Here is a 17,881-nt window from a genome sequence, read left to right on the forward strand (position 1 = left end):
ATTAAAATGCCAATGATCGACATTCAACATATCTCTAAATGGTATGGTGATTTTCAGGTACTTACAGAGTGTAGTACAAGTATTGAAAAAGGTGATGTTGTGGTTGTATGTGGGCCATCAGGTTCAGGAAAATCTACACTCATTAAAACTGTGAATGCCTTAGAACCTATTCAAAAAGGCGATATTATTGTAGACGGCACTTCTTTACAAAATAAGAGTACGAATCTTGCAAAATTTCGTTCAAAAGTTGGAATGGTTTTTCAACACTTTGAATTATTTCCACATATGACTGTTTTAGAAAACTTAACTATTGCACAGGTAAAAGTGCTCAATAGAAATGTTGCAGATGCACAGAAAAAGGCAAAGCAATATTTAGAGCGTGTTGGCCTATTTGCACATAAAGATAAGTTTCCAGGTCAACTTTCTGGTGGTCAGCAACAGCGTGTAGCGATTGCACGTGGATTATGTATGGATCCAATTTGTATGTTGTTTGATGAGCCTACATCTGCTTTAGATCCTGAAATGGTGGGTGAAGTCCTCGATGTTATGGTGCAGCTTGCCAATGAAGGAATGACCATGATGTGTGTTACTCATGAGATGGGATTCGCAAAGAAAGTCTCAAATCGTCTAATTTTTATGGATGAAGGGAAAATTTTGGAAGACTGTCCAACAACAGAATTTTTTGAAAATATTGATGCAAGACACGAGCGTGCAAAGATATTTTTAGAAAAAATACAAGCAGTGCATTAATATCTATACGGGTATTGATTGAGATCAATACCCGTATGAATTTATTACTTAGGAGATTTCAACGTTTTACGACGTATTGAATTCTCAGTAACGACAACATCTTTTTCTTTGGTATTTTTCTTAGTATTTTTCTTTTTCTTTTTAGGTTTTTCTTCTTCAACCTCACCATCTTCGATAGCTTGCCAATAATTGAGTTGTTCCATGACCGCTGCATAGATCGACCCTTTGGTATATTCACCTTTTTTATCGAGCTGTCCAACAGGTTCAGCCATCAATATTTCCAGTGCTTGATCTATCGTTTCAATCGCATGAACATGGAATTTTCCTGCTTTAACATCATCGATAATATCTTGGCGTAGCATAAGGTGCTGCATATTTTGCCAAGGAATAATAACCCCTTGTTTGCCTGTAAAACCTTGCAAGCGACATGCATCGTAAAAGCCTTCAATTTTTGCATTGACACCACCAATTGGCTGAACTTGCCCCAATTGGTTCATTGAACCTGTAATCGCCCATGATTGATCAATAGGTAGCTGACTAATTGCAGAAATAAGCGCTGATAGCTCCGCAACAGTGGCGCTGTCTCCATCGACTTGACCATAGCTTTGCTCAAAAGCAAGTGCAGCCGAGAAATGAAGTATTTGTTCACGTCCGAAATGTGCTTTTAAGAAGCTAGACATAAGTAAAACGCCTTTAGCATGTAATGAGCCGCCAAGTTCGACACTTCGCTCGATATCTAAAATATCTCCACCACCTTGATATACGGAGGCAGTTAATCGTGACGGTAGGCCAAACTCTACATCTGCATAATGAATAACAGACAGTGCATTGATTTGACCTAAACGATGTCCTTGCGTTTCGATGAGTTGTGTACCACGTGTGAGATCTTGCCAGTAAAGTTCACGTAAATAACCTAAGCGATATTGGCGATGTTGTAATGCGGTATTGATATGTTCACTAGTCACAATCTTTTGATCAGCTTGTAAAGCATGATGATGTGACTCACGGATTAAGTCGCCCAATGTAGAAGCATGTAATGAAAGTGAACTTTGATCTTCTGCTTGTCGACTAGAGTCTGTTAGTAAAGCAGCAAGTGCAGAGCGATCAAAAGGAAGAAGTTTATCGACTTGAACATAGTCTGCAATCAGTTGCATATATGCTTGTTCGTTGTCTTCATTACGCTCTAGGGTATCTGTAAAATCGGCACGTATTTTAAATACACTTCCTAGTTCAGGCTCTGCTTCTAGAATTTCATAATAGATTTCAGGTTCTGCCAAAAGAACGACTTTTAGTTGTAGTGGAACGGATTCGGGTTCAATTGAAATGCTTCCTGTAAGGGTGAGCATGTGCTCTAAAGAAGACAGTTTTAGTTGTCCTGACTTTAATGCACGTTTAAGACCTTGCCATGCATAAGGTTGTTCCAATAAATGTTCAGCTTCTAAAATAAGGAAACCACCGTTTGCACGGTGTAATGCACCTGAGCGAATGAGTGTAAAGTCTGTAGTAATGGTGCCATTTTGTGTCAATTGTTCGACATGCCCAAGCAAATTATAATGAGTAGGGAAGTCTTCAAAGATGACAGGCGCACCGCTGTTTGGTGTGTTACTCACAATGACATTGGCTTGGTAACGTGCAGGAATACGACTAAATTGTGCAGGTGCAAAGTCGTCTTCGTTTTGCTCTAGAATGAGTTCTACATGATCAATAACATCATTTGCATAATGCTCTAGGTAATGATGCAGTCCTTCTACCTGCTTATATTTTTTAAATAACTGTTCAATTTTTGGAATAACAATTTCTTGTGCGACTTCTTTATTTAAATCTGAAACGCGATCTCTCGCATCGTCTTCAAGATCACCTAAGTGTAGTCCAAGTCGCTCAAGTTTTTTATCCATATAACGGATATTTGTTGAAATTTCAGCGCGTTTTTCATGACTTAAAGCATCAATGTCTACTTGAGTCATTTCTTGTAAACTATCATCTTTAAGGTGGACAGGTACAAAGCAATTTTGGTCATTACGTGAAACGAGCTTTACACCCATTGTTTCACCCTCTTTAGTCAGCTCTATTAAAGCCTCTTGCTGTTCTCGACCTGTTTGTTGACGTATTTTTTCAATCGATTCTCTGTAGTTTTCAGAGCTAAAACGACGTTCTAAGTGTTTTAACATCGTTTGCCAAGCTTCTTCTAACTGCTTTTGAAATTTAGTGGCTTGACCAGCAGGAAAACGTAAAACAATAGGCTGTCTGGCATTTTCAAAATTATTTAAATAGACCCAATCATCTGGCGTTGGCATGGTCTTCGCGTGTTGTTTGAGTAAGCGTTTAATCATTGTACGCTTACCTAAACCTGCTGTACCTACAGCAAAAATATTGTAGCCTGAGTACGGCAATGCAATGCCTGCTTCTACAGAAGCACGTGCACGGTCTTGTCCTAGAAAATTGTTAAGAGGCTTAATGCGTCTTGTTGATGCTGGAATTTTATTTAATTTTGGAATATGCGTCAGTTGTTCTGGTTTTAAAGCCGTCTTTTTTAGTGTTTTTTGAATACTAGGTTGGTCAAAAGCGGATTTCAATGGATGTTGAAGTTCTGAGTTTTTTGTCACTGAGTTTACTGGTAATACTGAATTCATCTGATCACATCTATGAGTAAGTAAGAAATCCAAAACTAAACATGAATTGGTTTGATTAAAGGTATACAGATTTTATCTTAAAGATCAAGAAAACGAAGTGAAAAAAATAAATTTAACAATTGTACGGTTGCAACACCTAGTAGAAAAGTTTTGAATATCAGTTTTATATACTAAATATTACTGATAGATACAATGAAGACTTCTAGCCAAGACTGGGCTCAGGCCTTTCGGGCATTTCTTGATCGCCGTGCTTTAATTATGCTTTTTTTGGGATTTTCGGCAGGCGTTCCAATTTTATTAATTTTTTCGAGCTTATCATTGTGGTTGGGAGAGGCAGGAGTAGATAAGAGTGCAGTTACTTTCTTTAGTTGGGCTGCGCTTGGATACTCATTTAAATTTGTATGGGCACCTTTAATCGATGAACTTCCTGTTCCTATTCTTACAAAAATTTTAGGGCGCCGTCGAGCATGGTTGCTGATAGCACAATTGTTAATTATTGCTTCAATTGTTGTGATGGCATCTTCAGATCCTTCGTTAGGCAATAGCTATTTAATTCAGATGGCTGTGGGTGCGGTCTTATTGGGGTTTTCAGCAGCAACGCAAGATATTGTAATTGATGCGTATCGTATTGAGCTAGGTGATACGCAAATGCAAACAGTCTTGGCATCTACATACAATGCAGGTTATCGCATAGGTATGATTGTGGCGGGTGCAGGTGCACTATTTCTAGCAGGATGGTTAGGAACATCTAAAGGAAATTATATTTATAATGCTTGGAAATATACCTATTTAATCATGGCATGTGTCATGGTGGTGGGAGTAATTACGACTTTATGTATTCGAGAGCCAAATGTAACGCGGAAGAATAAAAACTATCATGCTGTGGATTATTTGCGATTAGTATTTGTTTTTTTTATTGCTGTTTCAGCATTTGTTATTAGTTATATTTATTTTGGTCAGATCAGCGAATATTTAGAAAAAGTATGGCTTGTTCAAGATGGCGCATTATTATTTTTATTTGAAATGATACGTTTTATTGTTGCCATATTCTGCGCAGTATTCATTGGAACATGTCTTGTCAAATTTGGTGCTGTTGAAAAGAAAATGGCTATAGACATTTGGATTAGCCCTGTACAAGACTTTTTTCAACGATATGGGATTAAGCTTGCACTATTTTTATTATTACTTATTGGGTTTTATCGTATTTCTGACATTATTGCAGGTGTTATTTCGAATGTTTTTTATCAAGATTTAAACTTTACCAAAGCCCAAATTGCAGAGGCAGTTAAAGTTTATGGCGTTATTTTCTCACTGTTAGGAGGGTTCTTAGGAGGACTGTTGGCTCAGCGTTTTAACATTATGAAATTAATGTTTATTGGAGCTGTATTTGCCAGTGCAACGAATTTAATGTTTATTGGACTGGTGAAGTCGGGAGAGCCTTTAAGTCCAGTGAGTATCTCTCTTGGGGATAAGCAGTTTACAGCACAACCTGATGATGTCGGATACTGGCATGTAGATATTCCTGTTCAAGATTTTAATGATTTAAATAAGGTCTTAATTCAGAGTTCATATAGTACGCAACCACAAGAGTATGTGCGTACCGAGGTTCCTTTTCTATCTAGTGATAACCAGAAAAAGTTAGAACTTATTCCTTTCAACCATCAAAATACACTGAGTTTAGATACACTATCAAAAGAAGTAGTTATCAGAGGGCAATATGCTTCTTTTGAAGTACCTCTTCGTGAAAAAGATGCTGTACTTGTGTATGTGGGTGGAAAAAGTTTTCCTGCAAAAATAGAAGCATCGGGTAACTTTTCAGCAGTCATAGAAAGTAAATTATTGTTATCTCAAACTGATCATAAAATTCAGGTAAGAATATATGGCAAGAGTGATCAAGAATTAGCAACGAATGTATTAAGTTATAAAGTTGCAGATCATTTAACGACAGCATTAGATATAGATGTCAAACCATTAGATTTTATCCATAACAATAAGCATGAATCTATACGATTAGAGGGTAAAGTCATTAAGTCATATAGTTCTACATGGTTGTACTTTGCAATTATGATAGATAACTTGGCTTCAGGGTTGGCAGGTGCTGCTTTTATTGCATTTTTGTCAAGTTTGACCAGTGTATCTTTTACTGCTGTACAATATGCAATATTCAGCTCATTAATGACCTTAACACCAAAAATTCTAGGTGGATACTCAGGGACAATAGTCACCCATATTGGATATCCGAAATTTTTCCTCATGACAGCTTTGTTAGGAATTCCTATTTTAATATTGGTTTTATGGGTAGCAAAACTATTAAAAGCGCACAATGAAACTACTATCACACACAAAGGATGAATGATAATGCGTATGTTACATACCATGTTACGTGTAGGCAATTTAGATCGCTCTTTGGCATTCTATACTGAAGTATTGGGTATGAAGGTTCTTCGTCAAAATGATTATGAGGAAGGCCGCTTTACTCTGGCTTTTGTAGGCTATGGAAGCGAAGATACACACACTGTTTTAGAACTTACTTATAACTGGGATCAGAGTGAATATACATTGGGTGATGCTTATGGTCATATTGCTATAGGTGTTGCAGATGCATATGTCGCTTGTGATGAAATTAAAGCAAAAGGTGGTCGTGTAGTACGTGAAGCAGGACCTATGAAGGGTGGTAAAACGGTTATCGCTTTTGTTGAAGATCCAGATGGCTATAAAATTGAACTGATTCAGCAAGATGAATATGCACGTGCATAAATACATTAAAGCTTTAAATAATATTCGCTTACTGGCAGAAAATTAGGTATAATTGTAAGACTTGTTGAGCCTTGCCCTAACCAAATGAGTTTCGGTGGGCCAAAAGAATGGTCTGTTGTGGTGTTGATCTGCACTTTTAGTGCTTTCCTCTAATACATTAGAGAGTGATCAATTGCGATGACAGCATAAGCCTTTCTTAACTTAGGAGTAATCGAGCATGCGTGCCGGTATTCACCCAAAATACGAAAAATTAGTTGCGACTTGTTCATGTGGTAACGTTATTGAAACTAAATCGTCTGTAGGTAAAGATACACTTTACTTAGACGTATGTTCTGCATGTCACCCTTTCTACACTGGTAAGCAAAAAAGTGTTGATACAGGTGGTCGTATCGATAAATTCAAGCAACGTTTCTCTGGTATGTCTCGCTCAATCAAGCGTTAATATCTTAGAAATTAAGTTTAAAAAAACGGGCTATTTAGCCCGTTTTTTATTAGTCTTGATTATCTAATAATCTATCTAATTTCTTTTGGAAATAGTTACCCTGTAAGAAGCGTGCGTCTACGTTCCAAGCGTTTGCAAAGGTGCTCATGCTATTTAATTGATTCAGAACAAATGCTGTATCTGCACTAAGTTCGGTATAGTACTCTAGGTGTTCCTGAAGTTTTTCTAAGTCTTCATCACTGTTGAGTGCATCAGTTAACTGATCATCTAAATAGCATAGACTCGGTTGTAATTTTTCAAGTAGTTTGCCATGCGCTTGCACATTTGTACCAAACTGACGTAGTGCAATTTTAATACCTAGATCATCTAGCATTTTCCAAATTGAATGTGACTCTAAACCTTCTTCAATCAGTTCTAATGCACTGAATTTGAGAATGAGTGAATCTTGATTCGCACTACTGAGCATAGCCAGAATTTTCTGTAATAATGGAATAAGCTGATCGCCACCTGTAAGGATATGAGTATTCAGGTTAATGATTAACTTGGTTTCAGGGTGCTGTACGGCAAAATTATTCAGTTGTTTACATGCTTCAACGATGACCCAACGATCTAAGATAATTGATAGTGCAGGAGAGTCACGTAAGTCTTTTAGATCAATTAGGTTTACCCATTCATTATTATGAATAATACCGTTCAGCACTTCATACATATAAAGTTGAGCGTCTGTTTTATCATATAACTGTTGGTATTTTAAATGGATATTATTGTCTGCGAGAGCTTCTTTAATATGATCTGTAATTTGTTCCGCAACCGTAAATGCTGAAGAAGCAGCTTGGCTAATTGCTGAAATTTCTACATCAGATTTAAATTTGATCTCAGAACTGATCCCATTTTTTTCTTCAAATGTGAGTGGGTGAGCAAACGCATTAATATAACATTCATTAAAATGTTCTTGTGACTGAATTGGCTGTGTAATATCTGTGACATTTAGATGAAATGAAACGGTATAGTTGTTTTTATTAATTTCAATTAAATTATCTTTAGATAAATGCTCTAAACTCATAAGTTTAGATTTAAGTTGTGTTTGGTCTTTAGCTTGTACTAAGCCAATGTAAATAGAAGGTGTAAGCTTGATAACAGTATTTTGAATCTGTTCATGAAGAAAGTTATTTATAGCAGTAATATAGTTTTCAACTTCATTTGACTGAAGTTTAGCAAGATGTGATTGCTCTTCTGATGAAATTTTGAGTCTAAATAATATAAGCGTATTGAAAGGAATATTTTCAGTTGTAATTTTATGATTAATTGACTCATAACTATATACGCTACTGGTCGATGAAGAGGTTTTTGAATCACCATGGTCTATAATAAGACGCAAGCCTTCGTCATCGCTGTTTGGAAAAAAGTTTAGGTCTAAATTTTTATCTTTTAACGAAACATTTTTTGAAACAATAGAGAAATTCATTACCTCAGGTTGAGGTTGACTTACTTTTTTAAAGTTTTGCTTAAACTGTACGGCATCTTCAGGCTGTAATAAATCTAACAGTGGAAGTCCAATAATTTCATCTTCACTTTCAAGATGGAAAAGCTTGAGGTATTCCTCACTAGCTTCCATATGAATACCTTCTTGGATGAGGGCAATTGCATTTGCATTCTCTTTTGCACTTGTTTTTATTTGTGCATCAACTTGTTCTAATTCTTTCTCTAATTTTTTCTGTGATTGTAGCGCTCGACTAAAAGATAGAGTGCGTAATAGTCCAATATAAAAGCGCTCAGGGTAATCTAGATTAAAAAGGTCATATACACCTTTATTAATATAAGAAAGGTATTGTTCAGGTTGATAGTCTTCAGGATTCAACAACAGTAGTGGAAGCTGAGGCTGTTCTGATGCCTTAATTAAGGTAAGTGCTTGCTCAACTTTTAAATCGTAAGCGCGGCCAAATAAGATAATATCCCATGGTAGATTTAATTGTTTTTCAAAGCTGTTTAAATCATCGAGAAGACTTGCATGAACTTGATGTTTTTTTGTAGAGAGCAGCTCAGTTATTTGATTATACCGGATTTGGTTGTCATCAATAATGAGTAATCGTATTTCAGTTTGTTTCAGCTTATTTTGTAAAAAAGAATTTCTCATTTAAGACTATCCCATAAATCCAATTTTTTAAGAGACTCAGCATGCTTTTCAAGAAAAGTGTTCAGAGTAACTTCATCACTGTCATCAAGTAAATCAAATTCTAAAAGTGTGAAACTTTGATTAATTAGCTTCGCATTCATTAAATAAATTTTAATTTCCTTTTTACCCAAACGTAAAGAAACAGTTTGCTGTTCTTTAAATACTTGAGAACCAGGAACTATAATAGATAAGGATACCTCATTTAGTACATCTTTTCTAACAAGTAATGCAGGATGATAAGATGTAGATGTTTTATTTACAAAAAGTTGAACAGCACAAGGTGTAATATCTTGTGATAAGATTTCAATACCAAATTCAATATGATGGTTTTTTACTTGTTTTAACCAGCGAATGACACCTGCTCGCCAAGGACTTTGTTTATTTTCTTGAACGAGAATGAGTTCTCCTGTACGCAGTTGTTTCGGAATTTCTTGCGTCCATTTCATTCGATATCCATTTACACTGATATCTATAATCGTACAGCTATAAATTTGCTTTTGGCCTTCATCTTCAAGAGATAGTTTTTTCGTTTTAATGAGAGGTTTTTGCTGTTTTTTTACATCTGTATCCCACATCGAAGACTGAAGCTCAGAATGCCATGAAGAGGTTTGTCTAGACGCTGAAGATTTAGGAAAATCTTTTAATTTTTCTAAAGTATCTTCGAACTCCTTGCCGTTAGATAAATAGTAATGGGCAGATTGAAGTCCAAATGTAATACAAATGTTAGATGTGAAGTTATAACGCTCGAAACGACGTTCTGGAGAGTTATTTAGAATATTGAGTGTATGAAAAACAAGTGAGGAAGTTAAATTTTGCTGTTCTATCTTAGAAAGAGATTTTTGGCCTGGTAAATTTACTAAATTAATATGCTCATAGAGCGATTGTGTTTCTAAATAGAGTACACCATCTTCCATATCATTCTGAAAATGATTCATGACTGGTGGGAAGTCTTTATTTAAATCAATGATGTATCTGGAAAAATTATTTTCTTTTAAAGACAGTTTTAAGAATTTTACCCACTGGAAACTGCATTGATAGAGCTCATAAATTTCGACAGGCCGTACTTGATGTGTATTTAAGATATCAAGTAGGCACATTTGTTTATAAACATCTAAAATTGTTTGTGGTGCTTTTATGCTAGAAGAGAATTGATATTTAGATTTGATGTCCTGATCATCAAAATCATTATCTTGAGCAATGGTATAGAGTTGATGAGCACAACGCCATTGTCCAATGAGTGCACCTTTATATAAAAGTAATTGCTGGTACCTTAATAAATTTAACTGCTCTAATGCAAGATAAATACTTACAATCCGTATTTGTTGTAAGCTCTTACGTTTGAGTACAGAAAATATGGAAAATTTTGCATGATTTAATGTCTTATCTAAATCATGAGCAATATGATTATAAATACGTGCGATATAGCATCTGAATAGCTGAGTAAGATCGGTAACGCCTTCTTGATGATTAATATTGAGTGTATAGCTCCCAATAAAATTCTTTTCTAAAAAACTGATCGTTTGTTCTAACAATGAATGTAGACTTTGAATGAATTGATATCTTAATTCGGGTGCACAATCTAATTCTGATATTTCGACAATAGCATTCAACAAAGCTTTGGAGGAGTCTCCAAGCTGAGAAGAATTAAGTTGGTCAGCCCACTGTTGAATACTTTTTACATTTGTTTCACAAAAGCTTAAAGTTTCGCGAGTGGTCTCATTTGGTATTGTAAAAAAATCTGGAGATAAATTCTGCGTGTCCATAACTCACCAGTTTATTTCAGGATTTCCCATATAAAGGGGTTTTATTAGGTTCTCCCGCAATCTCTCTTACAAGTTTCGGTACGAGATAGCCAGGTAAATTTGCAAGCACTTCTGTATAAATATCGTCTACATATTCGGAATCTAAATCGAAGTGGTGGGCGCCTTTTACCTTATCTAATACGTGAAGATAGTAAGGAGTGATATGGGCCTCAAAAAGACGATAGCTTAACTTTACTAAAGTTTGAGCTGAGTCATTCACACCTTTTAACATGACTGCTTGATTAAAAAGCATAATGTTAGGATGTAAAAGACTTTTAAATTTCTCAATGGTAAAGTCATCTAACTCATTGGGATGGTTAGAGTGTAACACTAGAATGATGCGCATCCTACTTTTTTTTAGTATTTTTGTTAACTCGTTATCAATTCTAGAAGGCAAAACAATAGGTGTACGTGAGTGAATACGTAATATTTTAATCTGTTGAATTGTTTCCAAGCGTTCAATCCATAGCGATAATTTCTCGTTAGAAATTGTAAGTGGATCACCACCACTTAAGATAATCTCATTAATTTCTGGGTGAGATTCAATATATGTTTTTATATTTAGCCAATCCTGGCTCTTTGGTAAATTTTCTTGGTATGGAAAGTGTCTTCTAAAACAGTATCTGCAATGAACTGCACATGCACCAGTAATAGTTAATAGGAATCTTGATTTATACTTATGTAGCACACCAGGCAATTGATTTGCTTCTTCTTCTCCAAGAGGGTCAACAACATATCCATCGTGTTCTTCGAGCTCTAAATGATGCGGTAGAATTTGTAAAAGTAGAGGATCAAGTGGGTCTTCTTTTTTTATTTTTTCTACGAAATGACGAGGCACACGTAATTTAAATGCCTTTGACGCAAGTAATGAACCTGACAATAATTGATCTTTTGATAGGTTTAATATATCAAGGAGCTCTTCTGGATCTGTAATTAGATCACTTAGTTGAGTTTTCCAGTTTTGCTCTTGGTACAAATAGTTTATCATGCCACTTGCTGAAAAAAATGCTAGTCTAGCATTAATCGATTTAAATTAGTAAGTTTGGAGTGTGCCAGCCATGGCCAATTATTCTACAAATGAGTTCAAGCAAGGCTTAAAAGTCATGCTTGATGGTAATCCATGTTCAATTATGGAGAATGAATACGTAAAACCTGGTAAAGGTCAGGCTTTTAACCGCGTTAAACTGCGTAATTTAAAAACAGGTAAAGTATTAGAAAAAACTTTCAAATCTAATGAATCATTAGAGTCTGCAGATATTGTAGAAGTTGAAATGGAATACTTGTATAACGATGGTGAAATGTGGCATTTCATGGATCCAGCATCATTTGAGCAAATTGCTGCAGATAAAACAGCAATGGGTGATGCGACTAAGTGGTTGAAAGACGACTCAAATGAAAAATGTACAATTATGCTATTTAACGGTGTTCCTTTAACTGTGAATGCACCTAATTTTGTTGTTTTACAAATTGTAGAAACAGATCCAGGTGTAAAAGGTGATACTGCTGGAACGGGTGGCAAGCCAGCCAAACTAGAAACAGGTGCGGTTGTACGTGTTCCATTATTTGTTCAACAAGAAGAAAAAATTCGTGTAGATACGCGCACTGGCGATTATTTAGAGCGTGCGTAATTATTTTATACTGAATCATCTTTAATATTAAGGGTCTCTTTATGAGGCCCTTAATTATTATAGTGCATTTGTTGAATTATTTTTGTGCTTTATATTATTTTTCGCACCATAATATTACTTTTATATATATTTATTATTTTTCATCTAATTCATTAGTCTAATAACAGTATTTAATTATTATTTTTATTTTTTAATTATAGTATATTGATTTTCCGCTACTTTTGAATGAATTTTGGGCGGATATATTTTAAGACTATTTTGTTTCTGACGGGGAAAGAAATGAAGAAAATACTATTGATGACGGTAATATTAACATCTTTATATGCAGCTCAAACACATGCCGAAAGTACATTAGATCGAATTAAAACATCAGGAAAAATTACTATTGGTTATAGAGATGCAGCTGATCCTATTTCTTATACAGTAAATGATAAACCTGTGGGTTACGCATTAGATATTTGTAATCAGGTTGTTAGTGATATTAAAAAAACACTAAATAAACCTGATTTACAGGTGAAATATGAGTTAGTTCATCCAATGACACGTATTCCAGATGTAATTACTGGAAAAATCGATTTAGAGTGCGGAACAACAACCAACACAAAACAACGACAGGATGTAGTAGATTTCTCTACTAGCTATTTTGTAACTGAAGTGCGTATGGCTGTAAAGAGTAATACGAATTATACAAAAATCACTGACCTCAATGGCAAAGCAATTGTAACAACAAAAGGTACAACTTCAGATAAATACATTCGAACTTTAAAACGAAATGATTTAATTGATGTTAAGAATATTTTTGGTTCTGATAATAATGAAGCATTTGCTTTACTTTCTTCAGGTAGGGCTTCTGCATTAGTTATGGACGATAATACTTTGGCTGGTTTAATTGCAAAATCAGGACATCCACAAGATTATAAAATGATAGGTCCAGTATTATCAAAAGAACCATATGGGATAATGATTGCTAAAAATAATCCTCAATTAAAATCTATGGTAGATCATGTTATTCATAAAATGTGGATTTCAGGTGAAATGGCAAAATTATATAAAAAATGGTTTCAATCACCTATTCCACCAAATAACTTAAATTTAAACATTGCACCAAATAGCTCATTTAAACAATTTGAAAAAGCACCCAATGATGAAGGTATCGATTTATCCTAAATTGCTTTAGATAAAAGAGACTTCCTTGAAGTCTCTTTTTTATTAATATATAGAAAATATAACTATTCTTAATTAAAGTATTGTAAATTCTACACTCATTTTTTCACATAAATTTATATAATTGTGATGGAGTTTATATTTTGAGTAGTTTTAGTAAGTTTTTATTATCAATGACGGTTATCTTTTCTGGTTTTACAACAGTGCATGCTGAATCAGGGTATCGTGTATGTGGCGCATTTGCATATGTTCCTGGTTCTGGACAGCTTACCAAAGGTTTAGTTACCAAGGTTTCCAAAGGAAATGGTGGAGACACTTGTGGTAAAAAAGTAAGTTTTATGACCAACTACTATGCAAATGCTTATAAAGGTGAGAAAGCAGACCAGTCTATGAAAATGATAACATGTGAAGATTTTTCTAATCATATGGGAATATCAGGTGACATTTGCAGATCTATGCAAGTGAACAAAATTTATAAATACAATACGATTTATGATCGGAATCCAGCTGTAAAGAATCCAACGGTAACATTTTGGCATAATTAAAATTAGACCACCTACGTTGTAGGTGGTACTTATAGATTAATAATAAATATACAAAAAAGATAAAATGTAAATAAATTTTATATTATTATTTAATTTGTGATATATATCACATTTTAATAATTTTGAGTTTTAGTTATGTTTAACAGAATTTTTTTATCTATTTTATTATTATCTGGAACAACACTTATTTATGCAGAACCTGGCTATCGAGTTTGTTCTGTCTTAAACCAAAGCGATATGCGTACTGGATTAGTGGTAAAGGTTGCAAAAGAAAATAAGGACGATACTTGCGGTAAAAAGGTCAATTTTATGCGTAGTTATTATGGAAACGCATATCCTGGCCAACAGGCAACATTTAATACGCGGTTAATGACATGTGAAGACTTTTCACAGGGTTCTATTCGAGCAACAGGCGATGTTTGTAAATCGATGCAAGTCAATAAAATCTATAAATATACAGTCAAAACACAATATACAGATGCTGGGGTTAAATTTTGGCATAATTAATTTATAAAATGTTATTTTTCAAATATGGAGTATTTAATTGAAAAAATTAAGAAAAACATTTTTTTATTCAATTTTTATGACGGTTATTTCTTTATTTGGTTTTACCACACTACATGCAGAATCTGGTTATAGAGTATGCGTGGTGACGAACGATACAATTTTTATCAATCCTGAAACTAATTTAGTGAGAGGTTTAGGACGAGGACTTGTGGTTAAAGTTGCGAAAGAAAATAAAGACAATACTTGTGGTAAAAAAATAGCATTCATGCAACAAAACTATGGTTTGGCTTACGCAGGCGATAAATCAAAGTATAAATTTGTGATGCAACAATGTGAAGCTTTTTCAGAAGTCATTGGTTTAGATAAAGCAGATTTATGTAAATCAATGGAAGTGAATAAAATATATAAATATAGCTCAAAATATGGATACCCGCATGGAGTTTCCAATCCGAGCTTAGTGTTTTGGCATAATTAATAGTAAACCGCCTATATGGCGGTTTTTTTAATGTTGGATGGATGACACAACATGAATAAATATTAGTTTTCTAATCATAATGATAATTTCAATATAGAGCAGTAAGTAAATGCTCTATTTATAAAATGATAAGGAATAAAACAATGACAACAAACAATGAAACCTCCGAAGAAAATACTACAGTCACAACTGAATCTATAGTGACTAATATTACTGATGCAACATCTCAAAGTATATTCAATCAAAAGAGTATAACGATTGTTGAAAGTAGTAATGAATTAGAAAAACTAGATAAATGGGATTTAAGATCCGTTTATGTCAATAACGATGGGAAATATGATTATTCAGTTTCGAAGTCATTATGGGTAAAAGATGAAACTTACAATACTTATGACTTTAAAAGTGCACAGCCGATTCAATATTATTTTGATCAATTGAATGATTGGAATGATGCAATTGAATTAGCGCAACTGAATATGTTTATTAAGGGTTATTCGCCTAAAATGATTTTCCCTTCCGGTGTGATTAAAATTAAAAGGCCTATTTGGGGTGCAGCAGCACTAGGAATGTACTTAAATGAAAAGTATCCAGATTTAGGGATATACAATAGTACAAATAATACTTTTTTAGCTTACCCGCCTTTAATTATTGAAGGTCAAGGGAGAGATGCGACAACAATTGAGTTTGCGGGAGGGAAAGGACGAGGCACTCCAGACGATTTGACTTGGGTAAATTATGGAGCAATTCATACAGCACCATATGATGTATTGGAACAATGTAGTGGAAATGCAAAGATTTTTTATCATCATGGCTATTGGACTAGAGTAAATTTAAAAGGATTTACACTCTATGGTTATAACTCAGATACAAATGGTGATCGACCAAACTGTCATGGGATTGTGTTATTTAGGGGGAATCGTGCATTTGTAAGTGATGTTGTTATTAACTGTTTTAATGGTGCAGGGTTATTGTGTGATGGATATTACGATTCATTTTTAGAAAAGTTTGAAATTTTTCAATGTGGTCGAATGTCACCTGTTTATGGTGAATATAAAACAAAAAAATTAACCACATTAGATTATCAAACATATGCACCCTTACACGTGATGAAATCTGATATTGGTGATGGATGGGACAATTGTAACTTTCTACGTTTCTTAAACTTTCATATAGAAGATAATTATAATGCTGTAGCCGATATTATTGTAACAGGGGACTCCTCACCAATTTGGATTGAAAATATACATTTCGAATGTGATAGTTCTGATGGAATTGGCCAGTTAGGTACAAAAACCGTAATTGCTTTAGGTGAATATGGTGTGAGTCGATTTGCACAGGACGGTATTGAAAATTATGTATATGGCTCTGAGAAATTTACAGGTAATGGTGGAGGGTATGTATATTGGTCTAGAGGAGCTGGCTATGTACCAGCCTATGCTGATGGAATAGTCTTAGGTCAATATACACAATTAAATATTGATAATTTAGAGTTTCCTAATGCTTTAAGTGTATCTATAAATGGAGGTAATGCAAGTGCCTTGCTAAAAGCAAATAAATGTAGCTTCGGTAGCATTAATAATTCAGCAAATGCCTCTCAGATACAGTTAACTGATTGTAATATTTCAAGTTATAAACAAAGCTACGGCTTGTGTCCTGTAATGAATAATGTAAATGTATCGGGACCTATAGAGATAAACAATAGTCTCAGTACTCTAGAAAATATGATTGTTTTGAATAATGTAACCTGTGAATATGCTACAGGAACAATTCAATATGGAAACGTAAATTTGGTGTCTACAAGCTCAACTACGGGTACGACATTATTTATATCTGATGGAAGCAATAATATATATGATAATTATATAGTAAATACATTAGGAGAATTAAAATGAATAATAAAACAATGAATATTTCAAGAAGTATAGATCTAAATGAATTTAATGCACTTGGTTCATATATTTTTACAGTAAGTTTAAATACTTGTTTAAATATACCTTCAGATCAATTAACAAATACAATAAAGAGTTGGAGGTTAGAGATTTTTTCTAACACAGCTGATTTAACAATACGAACACAAGTTCTTGTTATTCCGCAAGAGGGCAATGAATACGCGAGGTATGAACGTACTGTAAAAAATACTGTAGGCGGAAGCAATTTCGGAGGTGGAACTATTTCTGTTCAATCATGGCATAAGGTTTACTTCCAAGGAGATCTCATTAATACGAATTTAGAGTTTGATAAATCAGCAACTTATAATATCGGATCATCATTAAATACAGTAAACAATCTGTATATGCAAAATGCAGTTACAGTGGTTTCTGATGAAAATCATAAAACAGGAATACAAGATATTCCCGATAATGTTCTAGAAGCATGGTCTAAAGTTAACTTTCAAATGTATAAGCTAAATAGCGAAGTACAAGAAAAAGGTGAAATTGCTCAATTCCATTTTGGTGTAATTGCTCAGCGTATCAAAGAAGTGTTTGAGCATGCTGGGCTTAATTTTAATGATTATGGACTACTAACCTATAAAAAATGGGATGCAGTTCAAGCGGTTGAATATATGCCAGCAACCTATGATAAAGAAGGGAATCAAACCTCACCTGAAATAAAAGCAGTTGAAGCAAAAGAAGCAGGAGAGATTTACATGGTGCGTTATGATGAGTGTATAATTCTAGAAATGGCTTATCAACGGAAACGTCTTGCAAATTTAGAAGAGAAACTTAAAGCCTAGAGAATGTATTTGTTGGAAAATCCATCAATAGATGGGTTTTCTTTTTATAGAAGACTGCGCTATTTAAATTTTTATGAGTATAATGATATTTATTTAGAAGAAAAATCATCTGGTAAGTGTTATAAGATAATGAAGAATTAAATAAAACTTTTAAACACAAATTATAGATTTCATGTAGAAATGAAACAGATGCATATGAGTGTATTACAATGTGTGAAATCAATTATTTTTTAAATTTTGGTCTACTCTCAAAATAGAATAGACCAGAAGCTAT

General features: G+C 34.2%; 15 protein-coding genes. 11 read left to right on the forward strand and 4 right to left on the reverse strand.

Translation table 11 applies throughout. From position 1 onward, the window contains the following. The first annotated feature begins 6 nt into the window (after window positions 1–6). The gene (locus tag OZX61_RS04635) at window positions 7–750 is read left to right on the forward strand and encodes an amino acid ABC transporter ATP-binding protein (RefSeq protein ID WP_195771880.1); all 744 of its coding nucleotides are present in this window, start codon (window positions 7–9) and stop codon (window positions 748–750) included. Window positions 751–794: 44 nt separating this feature from the next. On the opposite strand, the gene OZX61_RS04640 is transcribed toward OZX61_RS04635, so the two are convergent. After that, window positions 795–3,380, reverse strand: coding sequence for an ATP-binding protein (locus tag OZX61_RS04640; RefSeq protein ID WP_277095453.1), 2,586 nt, complete (start codon window positions 3,378–3,380; stop codon window positions 795–797). Window positions 3,381–3,572: 192 nt separating this feature from the next. Here OZX61_RS04640 and OZX61_RS04645 point away from each other — a divergent pair, with 192 nt between their 5' ends. From OZX61_RS04645 to rpmE, 3 genes are all read left to right on the forward strand, one after another. Beyond that, window positions 3,573–5,732 carry an MFS transporter gene (locus OZX61_RS04645; protein WP_277095454.1) on the forward strand — a complete coding sequence of 720 codons (2,160 nt, stop codon included), beginning with the start codon at window positions 3,573–3,575 and terminating at the stop codon, window positions 5,730–5,732. A gap of 6 nt (window positions 5,733–5,738) precedes the next feature. Next, the gene (gene gloA, locus OZX61_RS04650) at window positions 5,739–6,137 is read left to right on the forward strand and encodes a lactoylglutathione lyase (protein WP_211140201.1); all 399 of its coding nucleotides are present in this window, start codon (window positions 5,739–5,741) and stop codon (window positions 6,135–6,137) included. Window positions 6,138–6,354: 217 nt separating this feature from the next. After that, complete coding sequence (gene rpmE, locus OZX61_RS04655) at window positions 6,355–6,579, forward strand: 50S ribosomal protein L31 (RefSeq protein WP_023271811.1); 225 nt, start codon at window positions 6,355–6,357, stop codon at window positions 6,577–6,579. Window positions 6,580–6,628: 49 nt separating this feature from the next. Here the strand turns inward: rpmE and OZX61_RS04660 are convergent, their stop codons facing one another. From OZX61_RS04660 to epmB, 3 genes are read right to left on the reverse strand one after another with little or no spacing between them, the layout of a single operon-like run. Beyond that, entirely contained in the window at window positions 6,629–8,713 is a 2,085-nt protein-coding gene (locus OZX61_RS04660) for an EAL domain-containing protein (protein ID WP_196337652.1), read from the reverse strand. Then, window positions 8,710–10,515, reverse strand: coding sequence for a GTPase (locus OZX61_RS04665; protein WP_277095455.1), 1,806 nt, complete (start codon window positions 10,513–10,515; stop codon window positions 8,710–8,712). The genes OZX61_RS04660 and OZX61_RS04665 overlap by 4 nt, the downstream gene beginning before the upstream one ends. Before the next feature lie 16 nt (window positions 10,516–10,531). Further along, window positions 10,532–11,542 (reverse strand): EF-P beta-lysylation protein EpmB, encoded by a 1,011-nt coding sequence (gene epmB, locus OZX61_RS04670; RefSeq protein WP_196337650.1) that lies wholly within the window; start codon window positions 11,540–11,542, stop codon window positions 10,532–10,534. Window positions 11,543–11,612: 70 nt separating this feature from the next. Here epmB and efp point away from each other — a divergent pair, with 70 nt between their 5' ends. The 7 genes from efp to OZX61_RS04705 all read left to right on the forward strand — a co-directional run bounded on the left by efp (window position 11,613) and on the right by OZX61_RS04705 (window position 17,607). Further along, complete coding sequence (gene efp, locus OZX61_RS04675; protein WP_195771887.1) at window positions 11,613–12,182, forward strand: elongation factor P; 570 nt, start codon at window positions 11,613–11,615, stop codon at window positions 12,180–12,182. 279 nt (window positions 12,183–12,461) lie between these two features. Further along, window positions 12,462–13,349 carry an amino acid ABC transporter substrate-binding protein gene (locus OZX61_RS04680; RefSeq protein WP_196337649.1) on the forward strand — a complete coding sequence of 296 codons (888 nt, stop codon included), beginning with the start codon at window positions 12,462–12,464 and terminating at the stop codon, window positions 13,347–13,349. A 140-nt stretch (window positions 13,350–13,489) separates the two neighbouring features. Beyond that, entirely contained in the window at window positions 13,490–13,891 is a 402-nt protein-coding gene (locus tag OZX61_RS04685; RefSeq protein WP_277095456.1) for a hypothetical protein, read from the forward strand. A gap of 135 nt (window positions 13,892–14,026) precedes the next feature. Beyond that, entirely contained in the window at window positions 14,027–14,398 is a 372-nt protein-coding gene (locus tag OZX61_RS04690; protein ID WP_195771891.1) for a hypothetical protein, read from the forward strand. Between the two features lie 37 nt (window positions 14,399–14,435). Next, the gene (locus OZX61_RS04695; protein ID WP_195771892.1) at window positions 14,436–14,873 is read left to right on the forward strand and encodes a hypothetical protein; all 438 of its coding nucleotides are present in this window, start codon (window positions 14,436–14,438) and stop codon (window positions 14,871–14,873) included. A 143-nt stretch (window positions 14,874–15,016) separates the two neighbouring features. After that, window positions 15,017–16,765, forward strand: a complete 1,749-nt coding sequence (locus tag OZX61_RS04700) for a hypothetical protein (protein ID WP_277095457.1) — start codon at window positions 15,017–15,019, stop codon at window positions 16,763–16,765. After that, a complete protein-coding gene (locus OZX61_RS04705; protein WP_277095458.1) occupies window positions 16,762–17,607 on the forward strand; it encodes a tail fiber domain-containing protein in 846 nt (281 codons plus the stop codon). Before OZX61_RS04700 ends, OZX61_RS04705 begins: the two co-directional genes overlap by 4 nt. The last annotated feature ends 274 nt before the right edge of the window (window positions 17,608–17,881 follow it).

The sequence above is a fragment of the Acinetobacter sp. ESL0695 genome (assembly GCF_029392135.1).
Lineage (GTDB): Bacteria > Pseudomonadota > Gammaproteobacteria > Pseudomonadales > Moraxellaceae > Acinetobacter > Acinetobacter pollinis.